This window comes from Anaeromyxobacter sp. SG17 (assembly GCF_022690695.1).
Lineage (GTDB): Bacteria > Myxococcota > Myxococcia > Myxococcales > Anaeromyxobacteraceae > Anaeromyxobacter > Anaeromyxobacter soli.
Map to the genome: position 1 here is coordinate 53703 of NZ_JALCYX010000008.1, position 19969 is coordinate 73671.

At 70.4% G+C, this 19969-nt stretch carries 13 protein-coding genes; 2 read left to right on the forward strand and 11 right to left on the reverse strand.

Annotated features, from left to right (window positions below):
- Nucleotides 1-68: 68 nt before the first annotated feature.
- From MNY60_RS05700 to MNY60_RS05750, 11 genes are all read right to left on the reverse strand, one after another.
- Entirely contained in the window at nt 69-983 is a 915-nt protein-coding gene (locus MNY60_RS05700) for an NHL repeat-containing protein (RefSeq protein ID WP_242360164.1), read from the reverse strand.
- Nucleotides 983-2251 (reverse strand): cytochrome c3 family protein, encoded by a 1269-nt coding sequence (locus MNY60_RS05705; protein WP_242360165.1) that lies wholly within the window; start codon nt 2249-2251, stop codon nt 983-985. Before MNY60_RS05705 ends, MNY60_RS05700 begins: the two co-directional genes overlap by 1 nt.
- A gap of 9 nt (nt 2252-2260) precedes the next feature.
- Entirely contained in the window at nt 2261-4210 is a 1950-nt protein-coding gene (locus MNY60_RS05710) for a cytochrome c3 family protein (protein WP_242360166.1), read from the reverse strand.
- 32 nt (nt 4211-4242) lie between these two features.
- Nucleotides 4243-6072: a peptidyl-prolyl cis-trans isomerase gene (locus MNY60_RS05715; protein ID WP_242360167.1), complete on the reverse strand. Its 1830-nt coding sequence runs from the start codon at nt 6070-6072 to the stop codon at nt 4243-4245.
- Nucleotides 6073-6339: 267 nt separating this feature from the next.
- Nucleotides 6340-7428, reverse strand: a complete 1089-nt coding sequence (locus tag MNY60_RS05720; protein WP_242360168.1) for a hypothetical protein — start codon at nt 7426-7428, stop codon at nt 6340-6342.
- A 175-nt stretch (nt 7429-7603) separates the two neighbouring features.
- A complete protein-coding gene (locus MNY60_RS05725; protein ID WP_242360169.1) occupies nt 7604-8158 on the reverse strand; it encodes a GNA1162 family protein in 555 nt (184 codons plus the stop codon).
- A gap of 62 nt (nt 8159-8220) precedes the next feature.
- Nucleotides 8221-10419: a hypothetical protein gene (locus MNY60_RS05730; RefSeq protein ID WP_242360170.1), complete on the reverse strand. Its 2199-nt coding sequence runs from the start codon at nt 10417-10419 to the stop codon at nt 8221-8223.
- Nucleotides 10416-11831 carry a hypothetical protein gene (locus tag MNY60_RS05735; RefSeq protein ID WP_242360171.1) on the reverse strand — a complete coding sequence of 472 codons (1416 nt, stop codon included), beginning with the start codon at nt 11829-11831 and terminating at the stop codon, nt 10416-10418. The genes MNY60_RS05730 and MNY60_RS05735 overlap by 4 nt, the downstream gene beginning before the upstream one ends.
- Nucleotides 11832-11981: 150 nt before the next feature.
- A complete protein-coding gene (locus MNY60_RS05740; protein ID WP_242360172.1) occupies nt 11982-13325 on the reverse strand; it encodes a cytochrome C in 1344 nt (447 codons plus the stop codon).
- A 119-nt stretch (nt 13326-13444) separates the two neighbouring features.
- Nucleotides 13445-14371, reverse strand: a complete 927-nt coding sequence (locus MNY60_RS05745; RefSeq protein WP_242360173.1) for a hypothetical protein — start codon at nt 14369-14371, stop codon at nt 13445-13447.
- 328 nt (nt 14372-14699) lie between these two features.
- Complete coding sequence (locus tag MNY60_RS05750; RefSeq protein ID WP_242360174.1) at nt 14700-16400, reverse strand: tetratricopeptide repeat protein; 1701 nt, start codon at nt 16398-16400, stop codon at nt 14700-14702.
- Nucleotides 16401-16666: 266 nt separating this feature from the next.
- On the opposite strand from MNY60_RS05750, the gene MNY60_RS05755 reads away from it, so the two are divergent.
- Together MNY60_RS05755 and MNY60_RS05760 are read left to right on the forward strand one after the other, a co-directional pair.
- Nucleotides 16667-18337, forward strand: a complete 1671-nt coding sequence (locus MNY60_RS05755) for a glycosyltransferase family 39 protein (RefSeq protein WP_242360175.1) — start codon at nt 16667-16669, stop codon at nt 18335-18337.
- Nucleotides 18334-19950: a hypothetical protein gene (locus MNY60_RS05760; RefSeq protein ID WP_242352471.1), complete on the forward strand. Its 1617-nt coding sequence runs from the start codon at nt 18334-18336 to the stop codon at nt 19948-19950. The genes MNY60_RS05755 and MNY60_RS05760 overlap by 4 nt, the downstream gene beginning before the upstream one ends.
- Nucleotides 19951-19969: the final 19 nt, after the last annotated feature.

The following is a 19969-nucleotide window of genomic DNA, read 5'->3' on the forward strand; positions in this document are numbered from 1 at the left end:
GGCGCGCCCCGTGATTCCGATACCGCGCGCCCCGCAGGAGCGCGCCTCGTCGATTCGATACCGCGCGTCTACTGGGCGATGGACGTGAACATCTGCACGCGGTTGTTCGAGCGGTCGGCCACGAACGCGTCCCCCTGAGCGTCCAGGCAGATCTGCGACGGGTAGTAGAGCAGACCGTCCGTCCAGCCGAGGCTGAGCTGGCGCCCCAGGTAGCTACCGTCTTGCCCGAGCAGGACGAGGCCCCCGCCGTTCTGGTCGATGGCGAGCAGAACGCCCCGGTTGTTCGCGGTGAGATAGGTCGGGAAGCTCGCGTAGTCCTTGAAGCTCTTCCCGAGCGGCGAGAACGCCGTCGCGCCCTTCGCGGCGGACCACACCGCCGCGCGCACCGCGTCGAGCACGTAGACGATCCCGCCCGCATCCACGGCGACGTCCATGAAGGCCCCGGCGTCGGCGGGGAGCGGGAGCGTCGCCGTGACCGCTCCCGAGGGATCCGCCACGAACACCTTCGCGGCGGCCGTGTCGAGCACGTAGAGGTTGTCGGCGCGGTCCACCTTGAAGCTCGTCGGGACGACCTCGGTCACGCCGGCGGGCTTCAGGTCGACGTACCCCTGGAACGCGCCCTTGGCGTCGAGCCGTGCGATCTTCCGCAGCTTGCGGTCGAGCACGAGCATGTTCCCCTTCGAGTCGAGCTGCAGGCGCACCGGGTGCTTCAGCTGCGGCACCTTCACCTCGGCCGCGGGCGTGACGGCGCCCTCCTTCACGAAGTAGGTGAGGAGGCGGGCGTTCCCGGTGTCGGCGATCACGAGCAGCCCGGCGTCGTTGCAGGCCACGCCCTCGGGCGCGGACAGCTTGCCGTCCTTCGCGTCCCTGTACACCGTGGCCTGGTGCTTGAACGCGACGCTCTGCGCGCGTGCCCCGCTCGCGGCGAGGACGACGACGAGCGAGACGATCACCCTCGCGTCGATGGCTCTCAGCACGGTCATCACCTCGTGAACTTCTCGTGGCACTTCGTGCACGTCTCGGGGACCGTCGCGTAGGGCATCATCGACTTGAACTCGGTGCCGTGCGCGCGATGGCAGCTGAGGCACTGCAGGGTCAGGTTCTTGTTGCGCGGGTCGACGTACTTCGCGCCGACCGGATGCGACGAGTGCTTCTGCCAGTCGTGGCACTTCCCGCAGAGCTCCGGCGACTCGGGCTTGACGAGCATGAGCGCGGCGTCCGAGCCGTGGGGATCATGGCAGCTCGTGCACTCCGAGTTCTTGATGGGCTCGTGCTTGGTCACCGACATGTCGCCGCGCTTGATGGTGTCGGCGTGGCAGCTCCCGCAGACCGTCCGCATGTCCGCCTTGAGGAGGCCCTTCTCCTTGGACGCGTGGGGTCCGTGGCACGACAGGCACGCGGCGCCCTCCGTGACCGGCCGGTGGAGGCGGTTCTTGTCCATCATCTTGTTGATGTTCTGGACGTGGCAGCCGCGGCAGAGCGCCAGCCCCGCCTGCTTCGGCTCGAAGCCCCTGGGAGACCCCGGTGCCTCGTGGCACTGGCCGCACATGCCCTTCGCGACCGGCGCGTGGACCGTGTTGTAGAGCATGCCGCGCACGTTCGAGCCGTGCGGGTCGTGGCAGCTCGTGCACCTCGCCTTCGCGACGGGGTAGTTCATGTGCTTCTTCATCAGGATCGGCCCGTCCACCTTGTGGCAACCCAGGCAGAGCTGGGGGACGTCGGCCTTGAGCAGCTTCAGGCCGGTGGACGAGGCGTGGGCCTCGTGGCAGCTCCCGCACCCGTTCTCGACCGCCCGGTGCTTGAACTTGGAGGCCTTCGCCCCATCCACGAGGCTCTTGTGGCACGTCGCGCAGAGCTCCGGGCCGGCCTTGACGAGGTTGGCCTTCACGTTCGAGGCGTGCGGATCATGACACTCGCCGCACTTCTGCTGCGCGGCCGGCGGGTGGGTGCTCTTCGCGTTCTTCGCGACCACGTCCTTGTGGCACGTCCCGCAGATCGCGTTCGCGTCCGCCGCGAGGAGCTTGCCGTGGTCCGAGGCGTGGGGGTTGTGGCATCCGACGCAGTCCTTCGAGCGCACCGGCGTGTGGACGAACGGCTTCTTGAGCCGGTCGGCGAAGGCCGGGTGGCACTCGAGGCAAACCTGGCCGGCCGCCCCCGGCTTCAGCTTGAACTTCGGGGCAGGCGGCGCCGCGGCCGCAGGCCCGGCCAGGGCGGCGACCGCCAGGACGAGGATGAAAGGTCTCGCGCTCATCTTTGTCCTCTACTTCTCGACGACGTGGCAGTTGCCGCAGTCCCGCGACGCGAACGGCGCGTGCTGCAGGTCCTTGAACATCTTCGGGTCCTTGGAGGCGTGCGGATCGTGGCAGCTCGTGCAGCTCATGTCGGACGCCGCGATGCCGAGGTGGGCCTTCGTGAACTTGCCCTCCTTCTCGTCGTGACACTGGCCGCACAGCTCCGAGGCGCGCTGGACGGCGAGCTTCGGCTGCTTCGCCGAGTGCGGGCCGTGGCAGGCCAGGCAGTCCTCGACCGGCTGGTGAGGCTTCTCCGCCGCGAGCTTCTCCTTCATCTTCGTGTGGCAGGTGACGCACACGTCCGGAGTCTGCGCGAGCATCAGCTTCTTGAGCTTCGCCTGGTGCGGACTGTGGCACTTCGTGCAGTCACCCGCGCTGAACGCAGCGTGGATGCTCGTCGCGCCCTGGACCGCCTTCTCGGTCTTCTCGTGACAGCGCGCGCAGAGCGTCTTCTCCTCGGAGACCAGCATGCCGGCGGTGTTCGACCCGTGCGCGTCGTGACAGGTGAGGCAGTCACCCTTCGCGAACGGCGCGTGCGTCGTCCCGCTCGCGTCCGCCTTCATCATCCCGGCGTGGCACTGCTCGCACAGCTTCGCGCCCCTGGCCTTCAGGAGCTTCGGCTCGTCGGAGCCGTGCCCGGAGTGGCACGCGCCGCACCGCCCATCGAGCACGGGCTTGTGGGTGTGCGTCTTGATGAAGCGGGTCTCCTCCTCGGCGTGGCAGCCGAAGCAGACCTTGTCGAGGCGGGCCTTGACCATGCCCGGCAGGTTGGAGCCGTGCGGGTCGTGGCACGCAGCGCAGTCCCGGTCCACGAACGGCTGGTGCGCGATCTTGCGCTTCTCCTCGAACGTCTTCTTGTGGCACGCGCCGCAGAGGGCCGCGACGTTGTTCGCGAGGAGCTTCTTCTCCTTCGTGGCGTGCGGCTTGTGGCACGAGGCGCAGGCGCCCGGGGACGACATGGGGGCGTGCGCGACCGAGACCTTCTGGCCCATCTGCGGGTGGCACCCGAGGCAGAGCTTCGCGCCGGGGGCGTGCGTGAGCTTGGGCGCGCCGGACGCGTGCGGATCATGGCACGCGCCGCACTGCCCGTCCTTCACGGGCTTGTGCACCACGGTTCCGCCGCCGAGCAGCTTGCCCGAGTCGTGGCAGTTCGCGCAGAGCTTCGCGCCGGCCTCCTGGACGGCGAACGGCTTCGCGGACTTCGCGGGCACGTGGCAGTCGGAGCAGGACGACTCCGCGACGGGCGGATGGAGCGAGACCTTGAGGAGCTTCGCGCGATCAGCCGAATGCGGGTCGTGGCAACCGGTGCAGGTGGCCACCGGGTAGCCTCCGTGCGCCTTCGCGAACCCGCCGGCGCTCGCCGAGTGGCACTTCGAGCAGAGCTTCCCCTCCTCGGCGACGAGCAGGTTCTTCTGGTCGGACGCGTGCGCCACGTGACACGCCTGGCACCCGTCCTTCGCGAGCACCTTGTGCACGTTCTTGCGCTCGAACGCCGACTTCTCGTGACAGGCGTAGCAGACCTGGCTGCCCTCCGCCTTCAGCATGTGCGGCGCGTTCGAGCCGTGGACGTCGTGGCACTGGCCGCACGCGCCGGTGCGGAGCACCTTGTGGACGTTCGGCTTGTCGAGGCCGATCGACTCGCGCTTGTGGCAGCGGAAGCAGAGGTTCGCGCCGGCCTCCTTCAGCACGAGCTTCGGCACCACGCCGTGGCGCAGGTGGCAGTCCTCGCACTTCCGCTGCTTCACGGCAGGGTGCGTGAACTTGGCGGAGTCGTACTTGTCCGCGAACGGCTTGTGGCAGTCGATGCAGTCCTTGGACTTGAACTGCCGCGCCGCCTCCGCCCTGCCCGGCGCGGCGGCTAGGAACGCCGCCGACAGGGCCGCGAGCGCGAGTGTCCACCGGTTGGTCTTGCTGGTCACAGCCGTGCCCTCGCTGAAGTCGTGGACCGCGCTCACCCGTCGACGCGCGTGATGTAGACCTTGACGTCGTGCTCCTTGCGGAGCTTCGCCACCCACTCCTTGAGCGCCGCCTCGACGCGGCTGGCGAACACCTTCTTGCCGATCGTCTCGCGGCTCTCCTTGTACGGCTGCTCCTTCGCGGGCGTGACGTCGAGGAGCTGGACGACGTACGCCTGGCCGCCCTTCGTCGAGTAGAGCCGGAACTCACCCTTCTTGGCGCTGGCGAGCAGCTTCGCGAGCTCCTCGGGCAGCCCCTTCGCGCTGTAGATCGTGCCGCCGAAGTCGAGGTCGCGCTCCTCCGCCGGCACCAGGTCCGCCGCGTTCGACTTCAGCCACTTGAGATCCGTGCCAGACTTGATCTTGTCGAGCGCGGCCTGCGCGGCCTTGCCGTTGCGGAACGCGAGGGCGTCTAGCCGGTAGAAGGCGGGGGTGCTGAACTCCGCCTTGTGCTTCTCGTAGTAGTCCATGAGCTCGCCCTCGGTGACCTTCACCGAGGGGACCACCGCGCGCTGCACGAACATCCCGAAGAGGAGCGAGGTCTCGTACTCGGCGACGACCGCCTTGTACTCCTCGCTCTGGTCGAGCTTCTGCGCGAGCGCCTCCTTCTTGAAGAGCCGGCGCATCAGCATTCCCTCGAACGTCTGACGCTTGACGATGTTCACCTGGTTCGCCCGGATCGGCCCCTCCATGCCGTGGAAGAACTTGAGCGAGATCCCGGCCGCCAGGTCGCCGACGGTGATCGGCGCCTCGCCGCGGATCTTCGCCAGCACCCGCTTGTCCTTGTAGAGCGCGTTCCAGCCGGGCTTCTTCGCCTCGTAGTCGAGCCGGTCGATGAGCTTCTCGTCCACCGTCGCGTACTTCTTCGCGAGCGCCTCGTAGGCCTTGATCACCAACTCGCGCCGCTTCGTTGCGAGCGCGCGCTCCTCGGCGATCGCCCGCGCCTCGGGATCCTCCGGGTACCGGACGTCCACCACCTTGATGACCGTCCAGCCGGAGGGGATCTTGACGGGGGGGCTCACCTGGCCTGGCGTGAGCGACGCGACCGCCATCTCGATCTCCGGGAGGAGCTTCGACTCGGGGACGAAGGCAGGCTCCTCGTTGCCGCGCGCCTTCTTCTCGGCGACGAGCCGCTTCGCCGTCTCCTCGAACGCCTTGGCGTCCCGGACGAGGGGCGCCACCGCCTTCGCGTCCTCCTCCTTGTCGAGGACGATCGAGCGGAGCTTCCACTCCCGGACCGAGTCCTTGAAGATCTTCTCGACGGCGGCCGGATCGGCCTTCACGTCCTTCGAGATCGTCTGCTCGAAGACCTTCCGGAGCGCCGTCTCCTCGTACTTCGCCAGCTCCTCCTTGAGCTGAGGGAGATCGTCGATGCCCATGTCGCGCGCCTCGGAGGCGACGACCCGGGTGTCGATGAGCCGCTCGAGGACGCGAGTGAAGTCGCTACGGCTCGCGGGAGCGGAGGGGGCCGCCTCCTCGCCCGCCTCGCCCTCCTCGTGCGATCGCGGCGCGTGCTCGAGGGCCAGCGTGTCCACGAGCTGACCCATCGTGATGACGTCGCCGTCGACCACCGCCACCGGCGTCGAGGCGAAGCGGGGCGACAGGAACGGCACCTTGAGAAGGGCGCTCACCCCCTCCGGCTCGGCGGTCTTCTTCGCGGGGGCGGTCGGGGCGCTCTTCTTCGCCACGCCCGAGTCACCCTTGCCGGCATCGGTCTTCGGCGCGGTGGCCGCCGGCGGCACCTTCGTCGCCGCAGCGGGAGCCGCCGAGAACGCCCACGCAGGCAACGAGGCCAGCACGGCTGCGAGAACTGCACGCGTCGTCATGTCGCTCCTCTCGACCGCGCTCCGGCGCGGCCACGTCGTTCGACGGTCTCTCCCCGCCGTCCAGCTCCGCTTGGCCGTGCCGGTGGCTGCAACGCGTGTGCCCCCTGCCGGGCCGTCTCTAACTACTGCAATTCCGTGGATTCGCTCCCGATTTGTCCCACTCCACGCAAAGCGTGCTGCGCAAGCGTTGCGTGGCCCCTCGATGATTCGATCGTTTTTCGCTGCCGGCCTCGGACGTGGGGAGGGCACCCCGCGGCACGCGCCCGTTCAGCCTTCGTGCCGCACGCGGCGAACGGCGCCCACGGCGCGCTGCTCACGCGCCCGGCGCTCCACGGTCCGCCGTTCCAGCGAGGAAGGGCGATCACGCGGGCCTGGCTTCGTCGCAGCGGCGATCCCGTCCACCACGCTGCGGACCATGCGGCACGCGAGCGCGGTCGCGGTGTTCACCCTCCCGCGATCGAAGAGCACGACGTCGTCGTCGCCGCGGTGGTCGGAGGTCGCCTCCCAGACCACCTCCTCGGTGCGGGTGTCGATGAGGGTCACCGTGAAGTCCGCCTTCGGCACGGGCCCCACGTCGTCGTACTCGCGGACGACGCCGGTGAGCACGAGATCGGTCCCGAGCACCTCCGTCGCGGTGCGCACCGCGAGCAGCGAGAGCGAGCCCTCGAGGACGATCCGGTAGCGGATGAGCGCGTCGCGCACGACGCCGGGCTCGGCGACCGTGACGGTTCCGAGCGACGACAGGTGCCGGACGAACTCCACCGCGAGCGCCTCGCCCGCCCCTCTCCGCTCCGTCTGGTTCACGAACGGGAGCACCGCGACGGAGGCGGCGCCGGGCGCGAAGCGGCGCGAGCGGAAGCTGATCCTGGGCTCGAAGCGGCGCTCCGCCGGGCACATCGTGACGGGAGAGCCGTGACCGGAGAGGAATCCGGCGAGCGAGTCGGTGAGCCGCGCGAGCGCGTTCCGCTCGAGCCGATCCATCCTCGAGATGATCCCGAGATCCAGGAGGCCCGGCTCGTCGTTGCCGCTCAGCACCGCACCATCCATCCACAGGATCTCGGGTCGCTCGTCCGTCCCGACGAGCCGCATCGTCATCGCGATCTTCGGAGGCGCTCCCGCGTGATAGAGCAGCACCGAGGTGACGAGCACCGCGTCCACCTCGAGCTCCTCGCGGGCGGCGCTCGCGGTGGCGGCGTCGATGCCTCCCGTGAAGCGGACGCGTCGGCGGGAGAGGAACTCGTCGACGGGATTCCCCTCGACGACGTCGGCGCCCGCGCGGGCAGCCGCGAGCGAGAGGAGCTTCAGGAGGTGCTTTCCTGGGACGATCCCGCCGCTGAGGTTCTCGATGGGCAGCACCGCGATACGCCGGCCGGCGAGGCGCGGACGCTCTCGCGGCTTCTCGGGTTCCGCGCGCGAGGACGCCGAATCTGCCCCTGTCACGGCAGCCCGCGCTGCTCCGGGCGACGGCGCCGCGGCCCGGGATCCGGCGCACGCGACGGAGACCGCGAGCGCCAGGAAGGCGACGGAGACCTTACTTGAAAAGCTTGTTGAGGAGGTCATCAACGGCTTCCTCCGTCACGTCGTTCAACGGAGCGCCGCCTCCGCCCAGCAGCCGCGCGCCGAAGCCGACCCCTCCCTTGGTGGTGGAGGCGGACCAGACGACTTTCCCGGTCTGCGTCTCGATGAGCTGCAGGCTGAGTGACACGACGTTGGCCGTCGCGGTCCCCGATCGGAGCTCTCCGTACTCGCGGACGACTCCCGTGATCACCGCGTCCGCCTTGAGGAGACCGCCCAGCTTGACCGCCTCCTCGACGTTGGGTGCCGAGGAGTTCACGACGCCCACCCGGCTCGCGCCGCGGATCACCTCGCCGTGAGGGAGGACGTAGATCGAGCCGCTCGCGAGGAGCATGTTGACGAACACGTCCCGGACGCGCTCGCCCGCCATCGAGTCGCGGCTCAGGTTCGAGAACGGCATCACGAGCACCGTGTGCACCGAGCCGAAGTCCATCTCCGCGTTCTGATAGCGTCGGCGCGCTCCTGGGCCCGAGCACGCCACGAGCAGGGTCGCGAGCAGGGTCGCGATCAAAGTGCACGCTTTCTTGCGCGGGATCAGCATGGCGCGGCTCCAATGCAACATGCGGGCCACCGTCACAGCGTCACCGTCAGGTTGGCGGTGAACAGGTGCGAGATCGCGTCCTGGGCCGGCGCGCTGGAGTCGCTCATGACGTACACGAGATCGAGGAAGGTGCCGGGCCGGATGGTCCAGCGCGCCGAGGGCGAGACGAGCTGAGTCACCGCCTCGGCCGACGTGTCGAGGCTCTTCGAATACGTCGCGTGCAGCGTGAGATCTCCGCCCTGCAGCGGCGACCACCCCAGCCCGAAGCTCGCGAGCGTGGTGGGGCGCGCCCCGCGAATGATCCGCGTCACCGACGCGCTCGCGTAGAGCGCCTCGGTGGGACTGAACGAGGCGCTCGCATCGGCTTGCTCCAGCGTGGTCGTGCTCGCCGGCACTCCACCGCCCGAGGTGGAGTTCCTCGCGACGCGATACCCCCCCGAGAGCTGAAAGACCCGGTGAGGGCGAAGGCTCGCCGTCGCTCCCCCGATCAGCCCGGTCGATCGCTGACCGCGCTCGAGGAGCGACAGGGTGTAGCCCCCGTTGCCGGAGACGCTCACGCCGCGATAGAGCTCCGCCCTGCTGAACATCGTGAGGGCATTCGAGAGCGAATTCCCGGTCGTGCCCTGACGCCACGCGCCGGAATAATTGACCGCGTGGCTCATCGCCGGGAGCGGCGTGTACGCGAGTCCAGCGCCGTAGGTCAGGATGCCGGTGTGCGTCGCCTCAGCAAAGAAATCCTGACGCGCAATTCGTGCGTTCATCGCAAGGGGTTGCGCGAGCTTGTGGGCGAGCGACAGCCCGTTCGTGAGCGCCAGCCGGCTCTCGGCGGTGTCGCGCCCAGGGGTCCGCCTGTCCGAGCGAGCGATCTGAAGCGAAAAATCGTGTGACAGGTTCGGCGACTGGAGCAAGACCGTCCTCGCGCTCGCGCTGGCCGAGTTGAGGAGGGCGCTGCTGCGCCCACGGATGGCCTCGGCCGGTACCGTCTGGAAGAACTGCAGCTCGGTCACGAATATGTCCGCGTACTTGGGATCGATGGTAACCGCGGGGTCGAGGGGAGAGGTGACCACCTTCACGTACCTCGCGGTGGTCTCCTCGATGCGGAGCTCGAACCGGTTCTCGAAGATCCCGAACACCACCGGGCCCACGAGCGCGACCGGCGTCCAGCGTTCGTTGTCGTCGCTCTGGTACACGCTGAAGCGGAACGCGCTCGAGACGAGCTGGGGGAGCGGCTGGTTGACCCAGACATGGATCGTGTTGACGGGGGTCGCGGGGATGGTAGGCAGCTCGACCCCCATCTCGCGTGCGTTCGAGTCGCCCTTCGTCCGGGGAGAGAACCCGATGTCGAGCCCCGCCCCCGCAGTCGTGTTCCCGTCCACGAGCGCGGGGTTCGGCACGAGCGTCACCGCCTCGGGCGTCGGGAAGGTCTCGACCAGTGACAGCCCGGCGAGAGGGATCCTCGCGGTGGGGATCTCCGCGCCGATGTCGCGCACCGTCGTGTTCGCGAACGTCGACTGCACGTCGTAGGTCAGGTGCACGAGCGTGCGCCGCGCGAACCAGCGGTCCTCGTACGTGACCCGCCCCGTCTGCCCGACGGCGGTCTGCTGGGTACCGTGGAGGCGGTCCTCGTTGTCGTCGTACCGCGCGGAGTAGCCGACCAGCAGCGACTTCGAGGCCTTGTACGAGGCGGTCAGGAGGAACGCGTCGTTCCTCGAATCCTGGGCAGCCCGATCGACGTCGAACGAGTTCTGACGGCTCGCTCGGAACGTGATGAGGGGCAGGTCGAGTGGCTTCCAGGCGGTGTCGAGGGCTAGCGTCTCGAGGACCAGGGCTGGCGAGCGCAGATCGAGCGCGCGCGCCCACTCCTGCCGCCGGTCATAGCTTCCCCGACCATTCAGCACCGGATTGCCGACGGTCAACCGTCCGAAGATGCTCGCGAGCCTCGAGTACGACGTGTCGGCCGAGCCGATCCCGCCCTGCCAGGTCTTGGCGTCCTCGTACTGCCCACCTCCTGCGAGGCTCAAGGAAGGGAAGAACGACTTGTCGAGCGCGAGCCGATATCGCTGCAGCACCGTGTCGACCGACGAGGTGCGCGCCTCCGCACCTTGATCCGTCACCGTGGACTCGGTCTTGGTGTACTGCTCCTCGATGACGGCCGACCACCCGTCCCCACGGCCTGCCCTCGCCCAGGCCGCGAGCAGGAGGACCAGCGCGGCTCGCGAGAGCCTCCTCATCGCCCACGCGCCCCCGCGATCGCGAGCCCGTAGGGATCGTCACCGACGTCGGTGATCGACAGGAGGGCGCGGCTCGCGAGATCCAGGACCGCGATCGCGCGGGATTCGGGCATGAGGAGGAACAGCGTGTTCTCGACGTCGTCGATGACCATCCACGAGGCGGCGCCGGGAAGCTCCAGCGTGTCGATCGGCAAGAGCGAGAAGGGATCGAACACCTGGACGCGGGGCTCGCCCCGCATCGCGACGTAGAGGAGGTCCGTCCGCCGATCGACCAGGATCGCGCCCGCCCCGAGCCCGGCGAAGATTCGATCCGTGACCGCGAGGTCGGGTACGGAGAGCACGGTGACGTAGGGAGAGCTCGCGTTCGTGACGTAGAGCCGGTTCCCGGCGGAGTTGAGGGTGGCACGCAGCGGCTCAGGCTCCGTCGGGACCGTGTTGAGCGTCGTTCGCGCGACGGTGTCCACCACGGTGATCGTGTTCGAGCGCCGGCTCAGGACGTAGGCGCGCCGTCCCGAGGTATCGAGGACGAGCCACTCGGGCTCCGGACCGACGACGGTGCGGCCGAGCTCCGTCCAGCTCACGGTGTCGACGAAGCTCACCGTGTAGGAGCCTTCGTTCAGCACGATCAGCACCTGACCGTTCTGCGCGAGCGCCACCTGGCCTGGCCGGTCTCCCGCGCTGAGCCGCACGCGCGACAGCGTCTCCGCCGAGACGAGGTCCACGACGGCGACCTCGTCGTCGCCGGCGAGCGCGACATAGGCGCGGCGCTGACGCTCGTCGAGGGCGATGCCGCGAGGCTCGCGGCCGGTGGGGACGGCGGCGACCACCTGCCGCGCCTTCTTGTCGAGGACGAACACGTCGTTCCAGCCCGTGCTCGAGGAGGCGCCGGCGAGGGTGGTCACGGGGACCTCGGGGGTGGCCACGGCGAACGCGGGGGTGAAGCCGTAGCCGCGCTCGATCGCCTCCGCCGGCTTGAGGTACAGCAGGAGGACCCGCGCACCGCCGCTCCTGACGTCGAACCGCGCCTCGAGCCGCGTGGGTGCCTGCGGCACGAGCAGGTTCGACATCCCTCCCTCGGAGCGCAGGCTGGCGTCGGAGACGTCCACGAGTAGCCCTGCGTACTGCCCCGGCGCGAGCCGCCCGTGGGCGAAGAGGCGCTGGTGGCGGGCGTCGCGGCCGGAGAGCACGGGACGGACGAGCTCGAGCGCGACGCTCTCGCCCTGCTGCGTCACGGCGGCGACGGAGCGGACGGTGACGGCGAGCTTCTCCGCCTCCGGCGAGAACGGCTGTACGTAGACGAAGAGGTCGCCCTCGCCCGAGAGCGGCTCGCGCGCCGCGATCCGTGGCCGCGCGGCGCAGGCGAGGAGCACCGATGCGAGGACCACGGCCTGGGGGACGGTTCGTGTTCGCATGCGCGCTCCGCTCTCGCGAGCTTCCCTCGGCGAACAACCGGACTGGCGGCCTATTCGCGCCCGCGACGAAATGAATCGGCCCTGGAAAAGAAAGGAGGGGCCGCTCGCGCGGCCCCTCCTCATACTACACCAGCGTGCTGCGCGAGCCGACTAGTCCTTCGCGTGGCACTTGTTGCAGAGCGAGCGCTGGAAGAAGGCGTAGCGCGTCGCCGGGCGGTTGTACATCGCCGCCTTGTACTCGGCCTGCGTCAGGCCCTGGTTGAACTCGCCGTTCGCCATCTCCGTGCCCGCAACGGCGTCCTTGCCCGGCCACTGACCGTCGACCGCGACGAAGGGCGCGTTGTTGTTCCAGCGGGAGAGCTGCGGGAACGCCGTGGCGTGCGCGCGGTGGCAGGAGAGGCACATCACGTTCTCCGTGCCGGTCGTCGGGCCGCCGAGCTGCGTGCCGTCGATGACCGCGTGCGCGGCGAGCGCAGCAACGTTCGCCGAGCCCTCCTCGTAGGGGATCATCGAGTCGTACGAAGCGGCCTGCGTGCCGGTGAGGTCGCCAGAGCCCTTGTACGCGTTGTAGATGGCCGCGATCGTCGTGCCGAGCGGGTTGCCGGCGAGGTCGTTCGCCTGCGCCGTCAGGAGCGCGCCGTTGCCGGCCGGGTGGATGAGCTTCGTGTTACCGGCATTGATGCCGTTGTTGTGGATCGAGCCGTGGCAGTTCGCGCACCACTCGGACATGCCCGAGCCGTAGGCGACGCGCGTGTCGAACGAACCCTCGGAGCGGTTGTAGGTCGACGGAGCGACCGCGATCGGCGGGTCGTTCGCGAACGCCGTGGCGGTCGGGAGCGACATCGGGACGTAACCCGCAGGGGCGAGGAGGCGGTACACGCCGACGGCCGCGTCAACGGTCGGGGTGGCGCCGTAGGAGCCGGAGCCGTCGATCGGCAGGACCTTCGCGCCGAGCGCGGAGGAGGCGATCGTGCCGGCCGCGTCGATGATGCGGGCGCGGCTGTGCGGATCGTGGCAGGAGATGCAGGAGAGCTTCGTCGCGTCGTAGTTGCCGCCCGGAGCCGTCGTCAGCTTCGTGTCGGCGCCGAGGGTGTAGTCGGCCGCGATGACGTTGTGGCCGTGCTTGTCGGCCGCGTTCGTGTACGGCGCGCCACGGACCGTCGTGACGTAGCTCTTCGTCAGGTACGCGAAGTCGCCGCCGGGGGTCATCTCGACCACGCCGCCGCCCGTCGTCATGACGTGGTAGCTCTTCGGCGCCGCGTCGGCCGCCGCGTGGCAGTTGAGGCACGTCGAGCTCTGGTCGCTACCCTGGAGCAGGTAGGCGAAGCCCTGGAACTGCGTGCTGGCGCCCTTCCGCGCCATCGCAGTGTTGCCCTTCGAGTTGTGCATCGTGTGGCAGCCGTCGCAGGTCGCGACGCCGCCGTCGTGGAAAGCGTACGCGCTGGAGAAGCTCAGCGCGGCGACCGCTGCAACGGCAAACTTGGTGAACTTCATTGTTTCCCCTTGTGTGTTGTGGCCCTCTGCGACTTCACGGGGCCGTACTGCTGCGGGTACCACTCCCCTGCACTCACTTCTGCTCACTGCGACTGCAACTCCTGCTGCGACACCTTCCGTCACTCGTACCGGAAGACCTTCACTCCCCGGTTTCCGGACTGCGCGACGAAGATCTTGCCGTTGGCGGCGACGAGGTCGAGGGGGCCGAGGAGGTTGTCCGGATCGTCCCCCCGGTACCCGAACTCGCCCAGGAACTCGAACTCGCGATCGAAGACCATGACGACGGCGCGGAGGAGGTCGGTGACGAGGTAGTTGCCCTTCTCGTCCGTCGCGATCCCTCCGACGATGTTGAACCTGCCGGGCACGCTGCCGTGCGTCCCGAACCTCCGCACCTCGCCCTTGGGCGACACCACGAAGGCCTGGAACATCGGCGAGACGGTGATGAGGAGGCTCCCGTCCCGATCGACGTTGAAGCCGCTCATCGCATCGTCGCGGTGACGCTTGTCGAACTGGAGGAGGTCGCGCAGCTCGTAGGTGGCGACCGTCGCGCCCGCGTCGTCCGTCACCAGCACCTTCATCCCGCCCTTGTCGGCGAGGAAGGTCCGACCGGCCGCGCGCTGGAGCGCGTTCGGGGCGAAGTCCTTCGCGAAACCTTCCGGCAGCCCCTTGATCTCGATCTTCGCCAGGGGCTCGCCGCGGAAGTTGCAGCGCCACAGCGCCCACGTGGAACCGACCGACGTGAGCACGAGCAGCTCGCCGCTCTCGAGCGGCACGGCGCCGATGATGGTCCCGATGTCGGACTCGTCGCCGAAGCTGTAGGTCTCGATGCCCAGGTCGGTGAAGACGTGGACGATCCCCTGCGAGCGGTCGACCATGAAGAGCTCGCGGTTCGCGCGGTCGTACGACAGCGCGGCCCAGCTCGAGGCGATCCGGCCGCTCAGGCTCGAGAGGTCGTAGCCATACCGGGTCCGCAGGCCCGCCGGCGCGTCCGCGTGGGCGGAGGCGGCGAGGAAGACGGCGAGGATGGCGGTCGAGAAGCGGGCCATGAGCGTTGGCAGCCCGTTGTGCAAGGGCGATACCGAGCCCAGGAGCGCCGAAATCCAGGCAGATCCGCGTCTCCCACATCTCGGTGACAGCCTGCGCTGCGCCATTTGACCCAGGGGCACGTGTGGTTGGGGCAAGCGCCACACCCAGCGCCACCGCAGAAGACGAGGTACGGCAATGTCGTACCCGCGATCGCCAGACACACCGGGAGCACGGGAGGACCCGAGAACAGGCATCCGCGACGCGAGAGGGAGCGCCGCGCGAGCCGCGCGCGCGGCCCGGACGAACGCGAGGCACGCGGCCGGGCGCCGGCGGCGCGCCGCTGCACACCTACTGATCTGCCGCGGGACGCCCCTCGAGGGCGGAGATGCGCGCGCGGACCTTCGCGACGAGCTCCGCTCGGCCGCTGCGCTCGGTCTCCACGAAACGCCTGTAATGGGCGACGGCCTCTTCGACCCGACCGGACCGCTCCGCGATCAAGGCGAGGTTGAAATGGGCGATGTCGTCGCGCTCGTCCACCTCGAGCACGCGCCTGAAGTACTGCTCCGCGCGCGCCGATTCGCCGCGCTGCGCGTAGTAGGTGCCCAAGTTCGTGAGCGCGAGCACGTTCCTGGGATCGAGCCGGAGCGCCTCGTCCCACTCGTGTCTCGCGCGCCCCAGCTCGCCCGCGCGCGCGTGGGCGTCGCCGAGCGCGAAGTGAGCGTCGGCGTTGTCCGGCTCCACCCGCACGGCGCTCGCGAAGATCGTCCGGTCGTCGCGCCAGTCGGGGTTCCTCGCCACCGTGCGTGCCGCGAGCGCGACGAGCACGAGGACCGCCGCGAGCCCGAGCGCCCTCCGCAGCCGCGGCCGGGCCTGCCAGAGACGCCAGGCCTGATCCGCCAGGACGAGCCACACGCCCACGAGCGGCTGGTACAGGTAGCGCTCCGCGAGCTCCGCGCTGGGAAACCACACGATGGTGCTCACCGGCAGGAAGCTGAGGACCGCCCAGGCCACGCCGAACCGGGTGACGAGCCTGTTGCGGCGCAGGACCGCGAACATCCCGACCGCGAGGAGCAGCCATGCGAGCACGAGGGCGAGCGGGTGAGAGAAATAGCTTCCCGGGCGCGAGTAGACGGCCGTGAGCTCGCGCGGGAACAGCGTCACCGCCGCGTACTTCGGAACGATGTGGAGGACGTTCGAGAGGACCTCGCCCGGACGCGTGTAGGACACCTGCGCGCCCAGCGCCGAGGACAGGACGACCGCGCGGAGCCCCAGGTACAGCGCCGCGACGCCCGCGAAGGCGGAGAGGATGGGGCCCCGCCTCCTCACCACCTCGCGCCAGGGAGCTCCCGAGAGCGCCTCCAAAACGCCAAGCAGCGGCAGGAGCATGATCGCGGGCTCCTTGCAGAGGAGGCCCATGAAGAACGCACCGAGCGAGACGCCGTACCACGCTCGCCTCCCCTCGTCCCGCGCCCGGAGGTACGCGGCGAGCGCCGCCAGCACCAACGCGGTGGCCACCACGTTGTTCCGCCCGGAGATGAAGTTCACCGGCTCGGCGTGGATGGGGTGGACGGCCAGCAGGAGCGCGGCGAGCGCGGCGGGCAGCTCGGCCCTGAACAGCCGCCGCGCGGCGACGAAGAGGAGGAGCGCGGCGGCCGCGTGCCAGAGCACGCTCACGAGGTGGTACCCCCACGCGCCGAGCCCGAAGAGCTGGTAATCGAGCAGATAGAGCGCCCGGTTCACGGGGCGGTAGTACGGGGTCGAGCCGCCGGTCGTGTCGCACTCGGTCAGCACGGCGCCCAGGTTCGAGAGCGAGTGGCCGGTGGGGTTCTCGACGATGATCTGCCGGTCGTCCCACGCGAAGCCGTTGCGGAGCGCGTTCCCGTACGTCAGCGCGATCGCGAGGACGAGGAGCGCCGGGACGGCCCAGCGGCGCGCCGCGGACGCGGGCGGGGTGAAGGGCTCGCCGCCGCGATGCGACGGCCGCGCGCCGCTCGGCTCGCCGGCGGTCGCCTCTGAACGACCGCCAGCGCTCTCCTTGGTTCGGGCCATCCTCGTCCTGAACGCCGCGCGCGCTCCGCAGCTTCCTCTGGAAGGCGCGCAGCTTACCCCAAGGCGTTGACGACCGGGCGGACGAGGCGCTGCGCGCATCTCGCCTCCGAGCGCGATGCGCTCTCGACTCACCGCAGGCACAGGCACACCGAGTCGCACAGGGCACCGTCGCGCGTCGGCGGGTTCGCCGGCGGTCGAGCGGCAGCCCGCTCCGCGCGGCGCCAGAGAAATCGACCCGTCCCGTTGCCGGTATACTCGGCGCCCTCATGCTCCCGAGGAACACCCGCAGCGCCGCGGCCTGGGCGGCGGGCGCCATCGCGATCGTGGCGCTGGTCGCCTATCTCCCCGCGCTCGGCGCCGGGTTCGTGTTCGACGACCACCAGTTCCTGCCCGATGGGCCCATCGTCCGCGGATCGCTTGCGGACATCTGGTTCAGCGCCGCGGCGAAGGACTACTGGCCGCTGACGTACACGGTCCTGTGGATTCAGACGCGGCTCTGGGGCGACGCGCCCCTCGGCTACCACCTCACGAACGTCCTGCTCCACGCCGCGACGGCGATCCTCGTCTGGCGCGTGCTGCGCGCGCTCGGCCTCCCGGGCGCGTGGCTCGCCGGGCTCCTCTTCGCGGTCCACCCGGTTACGGTGGAGTCGGTCGCCTGGATCTCGGAGCTCAAGAACACGCTCTCCGCGCCGCTGTTCCTCGGGAGCGCGCTCGCGTGGCTTCACGGCGAGCGGAGGGGACGCCGGCGCGAGCTTGCGGTCGCCCTGCTGCTGTTCGCGCTCGCGCTCCTCGCGAAGACGTCCGTGGTCATGCTGCCGGTGGTGCTCCTCCTCCTCGCCTGGTACCGGCGCGGCCGGATCGATCGAAGCGACCTCGTGCGCACGGCCCCGTTCTTCGCCGTGGCCCTCGCGGCCGGGCTCGCGACGATCTGGTTCCAGCGCGTCCGGGCGATGACCGACGGGTGGCTGCCGGAGCGCGGCCTCGGCGAGCGGCTCGGCGGCGCGGGCTGGGCGCTCGTGTCGTATCTCGAGCGGGCGCTCCTCCCCGTTCGCCTCGCGTTCGTCTACCCCGAGTGGCCCGTGGCCGCGGGATCGCCCGCGTTCTACCTGCCCCTCCTAGGCCTCGCGGCCGGCTTCGCGCTGCTGTGGTCGCGCCGCGCGAGCTGGGGTCGGCCCGTCCTCCTCGCCCTCGGCTTCCACGCGCTCATGCTCCTGCCCGTCCTCGGGCTCGTGGACATCGCGTACCTGCGCTTCGGCCCCGCCTCGAACCACCTGCAGTACGTCGCGCTGATGGGTCCCGTCGCGCTCGCCGCGGCGGGTCTCGCGAGGCTCGCGGCGAGCCACCGCCGCGCCACGCTCGCCGGAGCGGGCGCGGTCGCGGCGCTCCTCGCGGTCGTCACCGCCACGCGCGCGGCGGCGTTCCAGGACGACCTCACCCTCTGGGCCGCCGCGGTGCGCGCAGCACCGGAGAGCCTCATGGCGCACTGGCAGCTCTCGGAGGAGCTCGCCGCGCGCGGCCGTCTCCCCGAGGCCGTGGCGGACCTGGAGGAGGCGTCGCGCACCGTCCGCGGTCCCGCCTCCCGACACCGCGCCCGGAGCCTGCTCTTCCTCCGCACCGGCCGGTTCGCGGCCGCCGTCGCCGAGTGCGACGCCGCCGACGCCCTCCGGCCCGACCGCCAGTTCCGGCGCGACCTGGGCCGGATGCTCACCGTCTCCAACGCGCCGCTGGAGGGGATCGCCGCGCTCGAGCCGCTCGTCCGGCGGTATCCGGAGAACGTCGACTACCGCTACTGGCTCGGCGCGGCGCTCGCGCGCGCCGGGCGGTTCGCCGAGGCCTCGGACGTCCTCGCGGAGGCGTCGCGCATCGCGCGCGGGACGGACGCGGAGATCGAGGAGGCGCTGGCGCTCGTGCGAGGCCGCCTGCGCGCCGGGCCATGAGAACGCCGCCGCTCGCAGGAGACGCCGGCGCGCGGCCCGCGCCGCGAGCCATCCGGGTCGAGCCGATCTACCCGGCCGCCTTCCTGCTGTGCGCGATCGCGACGCTGGTCCCGATCTGGTCGGTCGATTACCTGCCCATGGTCGATCTCCCCCAGCACGCCGCAGGAGCGTCGATGTGGATGCACCTGCGCGACCCGGGGTGGGGATTCGCGGACCGCGTCCGGCTCGACCTCGCGACGCCCTACGTGCTCTCGCCGCTCCTCGTGCGCGCCCTCGCGGAGCTCGCGGGGATCCCGGCGGCGCTGCACCTCGTCGTGAGCCTGGCGGTGATCGCGCTTCCCCTCGCCGCCGCTCGCCTCCTCCGGGCAGCGGACGGGGATCCGTGGGCCTCGCTCGCGGCGTTCCCCGCGGCGTTCAGCTTCTCGTTCCACTGGGGCTTCCTCCCGTACCTGGTCGCGGCGCCGCTCGCCGTCGCGCTGGTCGCGGCGGCGATCCGGAGCTCCTCCAGCCCCTCGCCCCGGCGCGCGCTGGAGCTCGGCCTCCTCACGGTGCTCGTGTTCTTCGCGCACGCCATGGCGCTCGCCGTGGCCGCATGCGCGGCGCTCGCCGTCATCGTCCACCGCGCGCCCGGCTGGCGGCTCGCGCTGCTCCGCTCGCTCCCCCTGGCCGCGCCCGTCCCGCTCATGATCTGGATCGCGCGCGCGAGGATGGGCGATCTCGCGGCGGCCTCCAGGCACGCCGACGAGGCGACGATCTGGGTCGACACCGCGAGGCGGATCACCGATCTCCCCGGGATGATCTTCGGGACGGCGCCCGACGTGCTGCGGGACGGCGAGACCTCCGGGATCCTCTCCGTCACGATCGCGCTCGCCCTCGCCGCGCTAGTTCTCCTCGCGCGGGCGCCGCGGCCGCGGGATCTCGGGCGCCTCGCCCCCCTCGCCCTCGTGCTCGCGCTCTACTTCGCGCTGCCCCACCACGCGCTCGCGGTCTCGTTCATCTACGAGCGGCTGACCGTGTTCATGGTGCCCTTCGCGCTCCTCGCGCTGAGCGCCCCGGCGCGTCCCGGGAGGAGGACGGCGCTCGCGCGGGCGGGCCTCGTGCTCCTCACGCTCGCCTGCATGTCGGTGTGGACCGCCCGCTTCCGGAGGTTCGACGCGGAGGCGCGCGGCTTCGACCGCATCGTGGACGCGGTGCCGCCGGCCCCGCGCCTCGTCGCGCTGCCGTGGCGCTCGTACAGCGACGCCCTGCCGGGCGCGCCCTATTACCTGCACTTCGGGGCGTGGATCCAGGCGAGGCGTGGCGGCGTGCTCGGGTACTCGTTCGCCGAGACCTCGGCGCAGGTGGTGCGGTACCGGCCCGGCGCGAAGCCCCCCATGACTCCGACGCTCAACCTCCGGCCCGACCAGTTCACCTGGGCGACGGACGGCTGGTACGACTACTTCCTCGCGCGCTCCTTCGAGGACACCGGCGGGTTCCTGTTCCGGGAGGCGACGGAGCCCCTCGAGCTCGCCGCGCGCGAGGGGCCCTGGTGGCTCTACAGGAAGAGAGCGCGCGCGGAGCCCGACACCGGCGCGCGTGCTGCGGAGTCGGAGCGCGACGGGGCGAGGCCCTAGCGGACGAGCGACGTCCCCC

Coding starts and splice junctions, on each gene's coding strand:
- MNY60_RS05700 (WP_242360164.1), bottom strand. CDS start 983: ATGACCGTGCTGAGAGCCATCGACGCGAGGGTGATCGTCTCGCTCGTC.
- MNY60_RS05705 (WP_242360165.1), bottom strand. CDS start 2,251: ATGAGCGCGAGACCTTTCATCCTCGTCCTGGCGGTCGCCGCCCTGGCC.
- MNY60_RS05715 (WP_242360167.1), bottom strand. CDS start 6,072: ATGACGACGCGTGCAGTTCTCGCAGCCGTGCTGGCCTCGTTGCCTGCG.
- MNY60_RS05730 (WP_242360170.1), bottom strand. CDS start 10,419: ATGAGGAGGCTCTCGCGAGCCGCGCTGGTCCTCCTGCTCGCGGCCTGG.
- MNY60_RS05735 (WP_242360171.1), bottom strand. CDS start 11,831: ATGCGAACACGAACCGTCCCCCAGGCCGTGGTCCTCGCATCGGTGCTC.
- MNY60_RS05740 (WP_242360172.1), bottom strand. CDS start 13,325: ATGAAGTTCACCAAGTTTGCCGTTGCAGCGGTCGCCGCGCTGAGCTTC.
- MNY60_RS05745 (WP_242360173.1), bottom strand. CDS start 14,371: ATGGCCCGCTTCTCGACCGCCATCCTCGCCGTCTTCCTCGCCGCCTCC.
- MNY60_RS05750 (WP_242360174.1), bottom strand. CDS start 16,400: ATGGCCCGAACCAAGGAGAGCGCTGGCGGTCGTTCAGAGGCGACCGCC.
- MNY60_RS05755 (WP_242360175.1), top strand. CDS start 16,667: ATGCTCCCGAGGAACACCCGCAGCGCCGCGGCCTGGGCGGCGGGCGCC.
- MNY60_RS05760 (WP_242352471.1), top strand. CDS start 18,334: ATGAGAACGCCGCCGCTCGCAGGAGACGCCGGCGCGCGGCCCGCGCCG.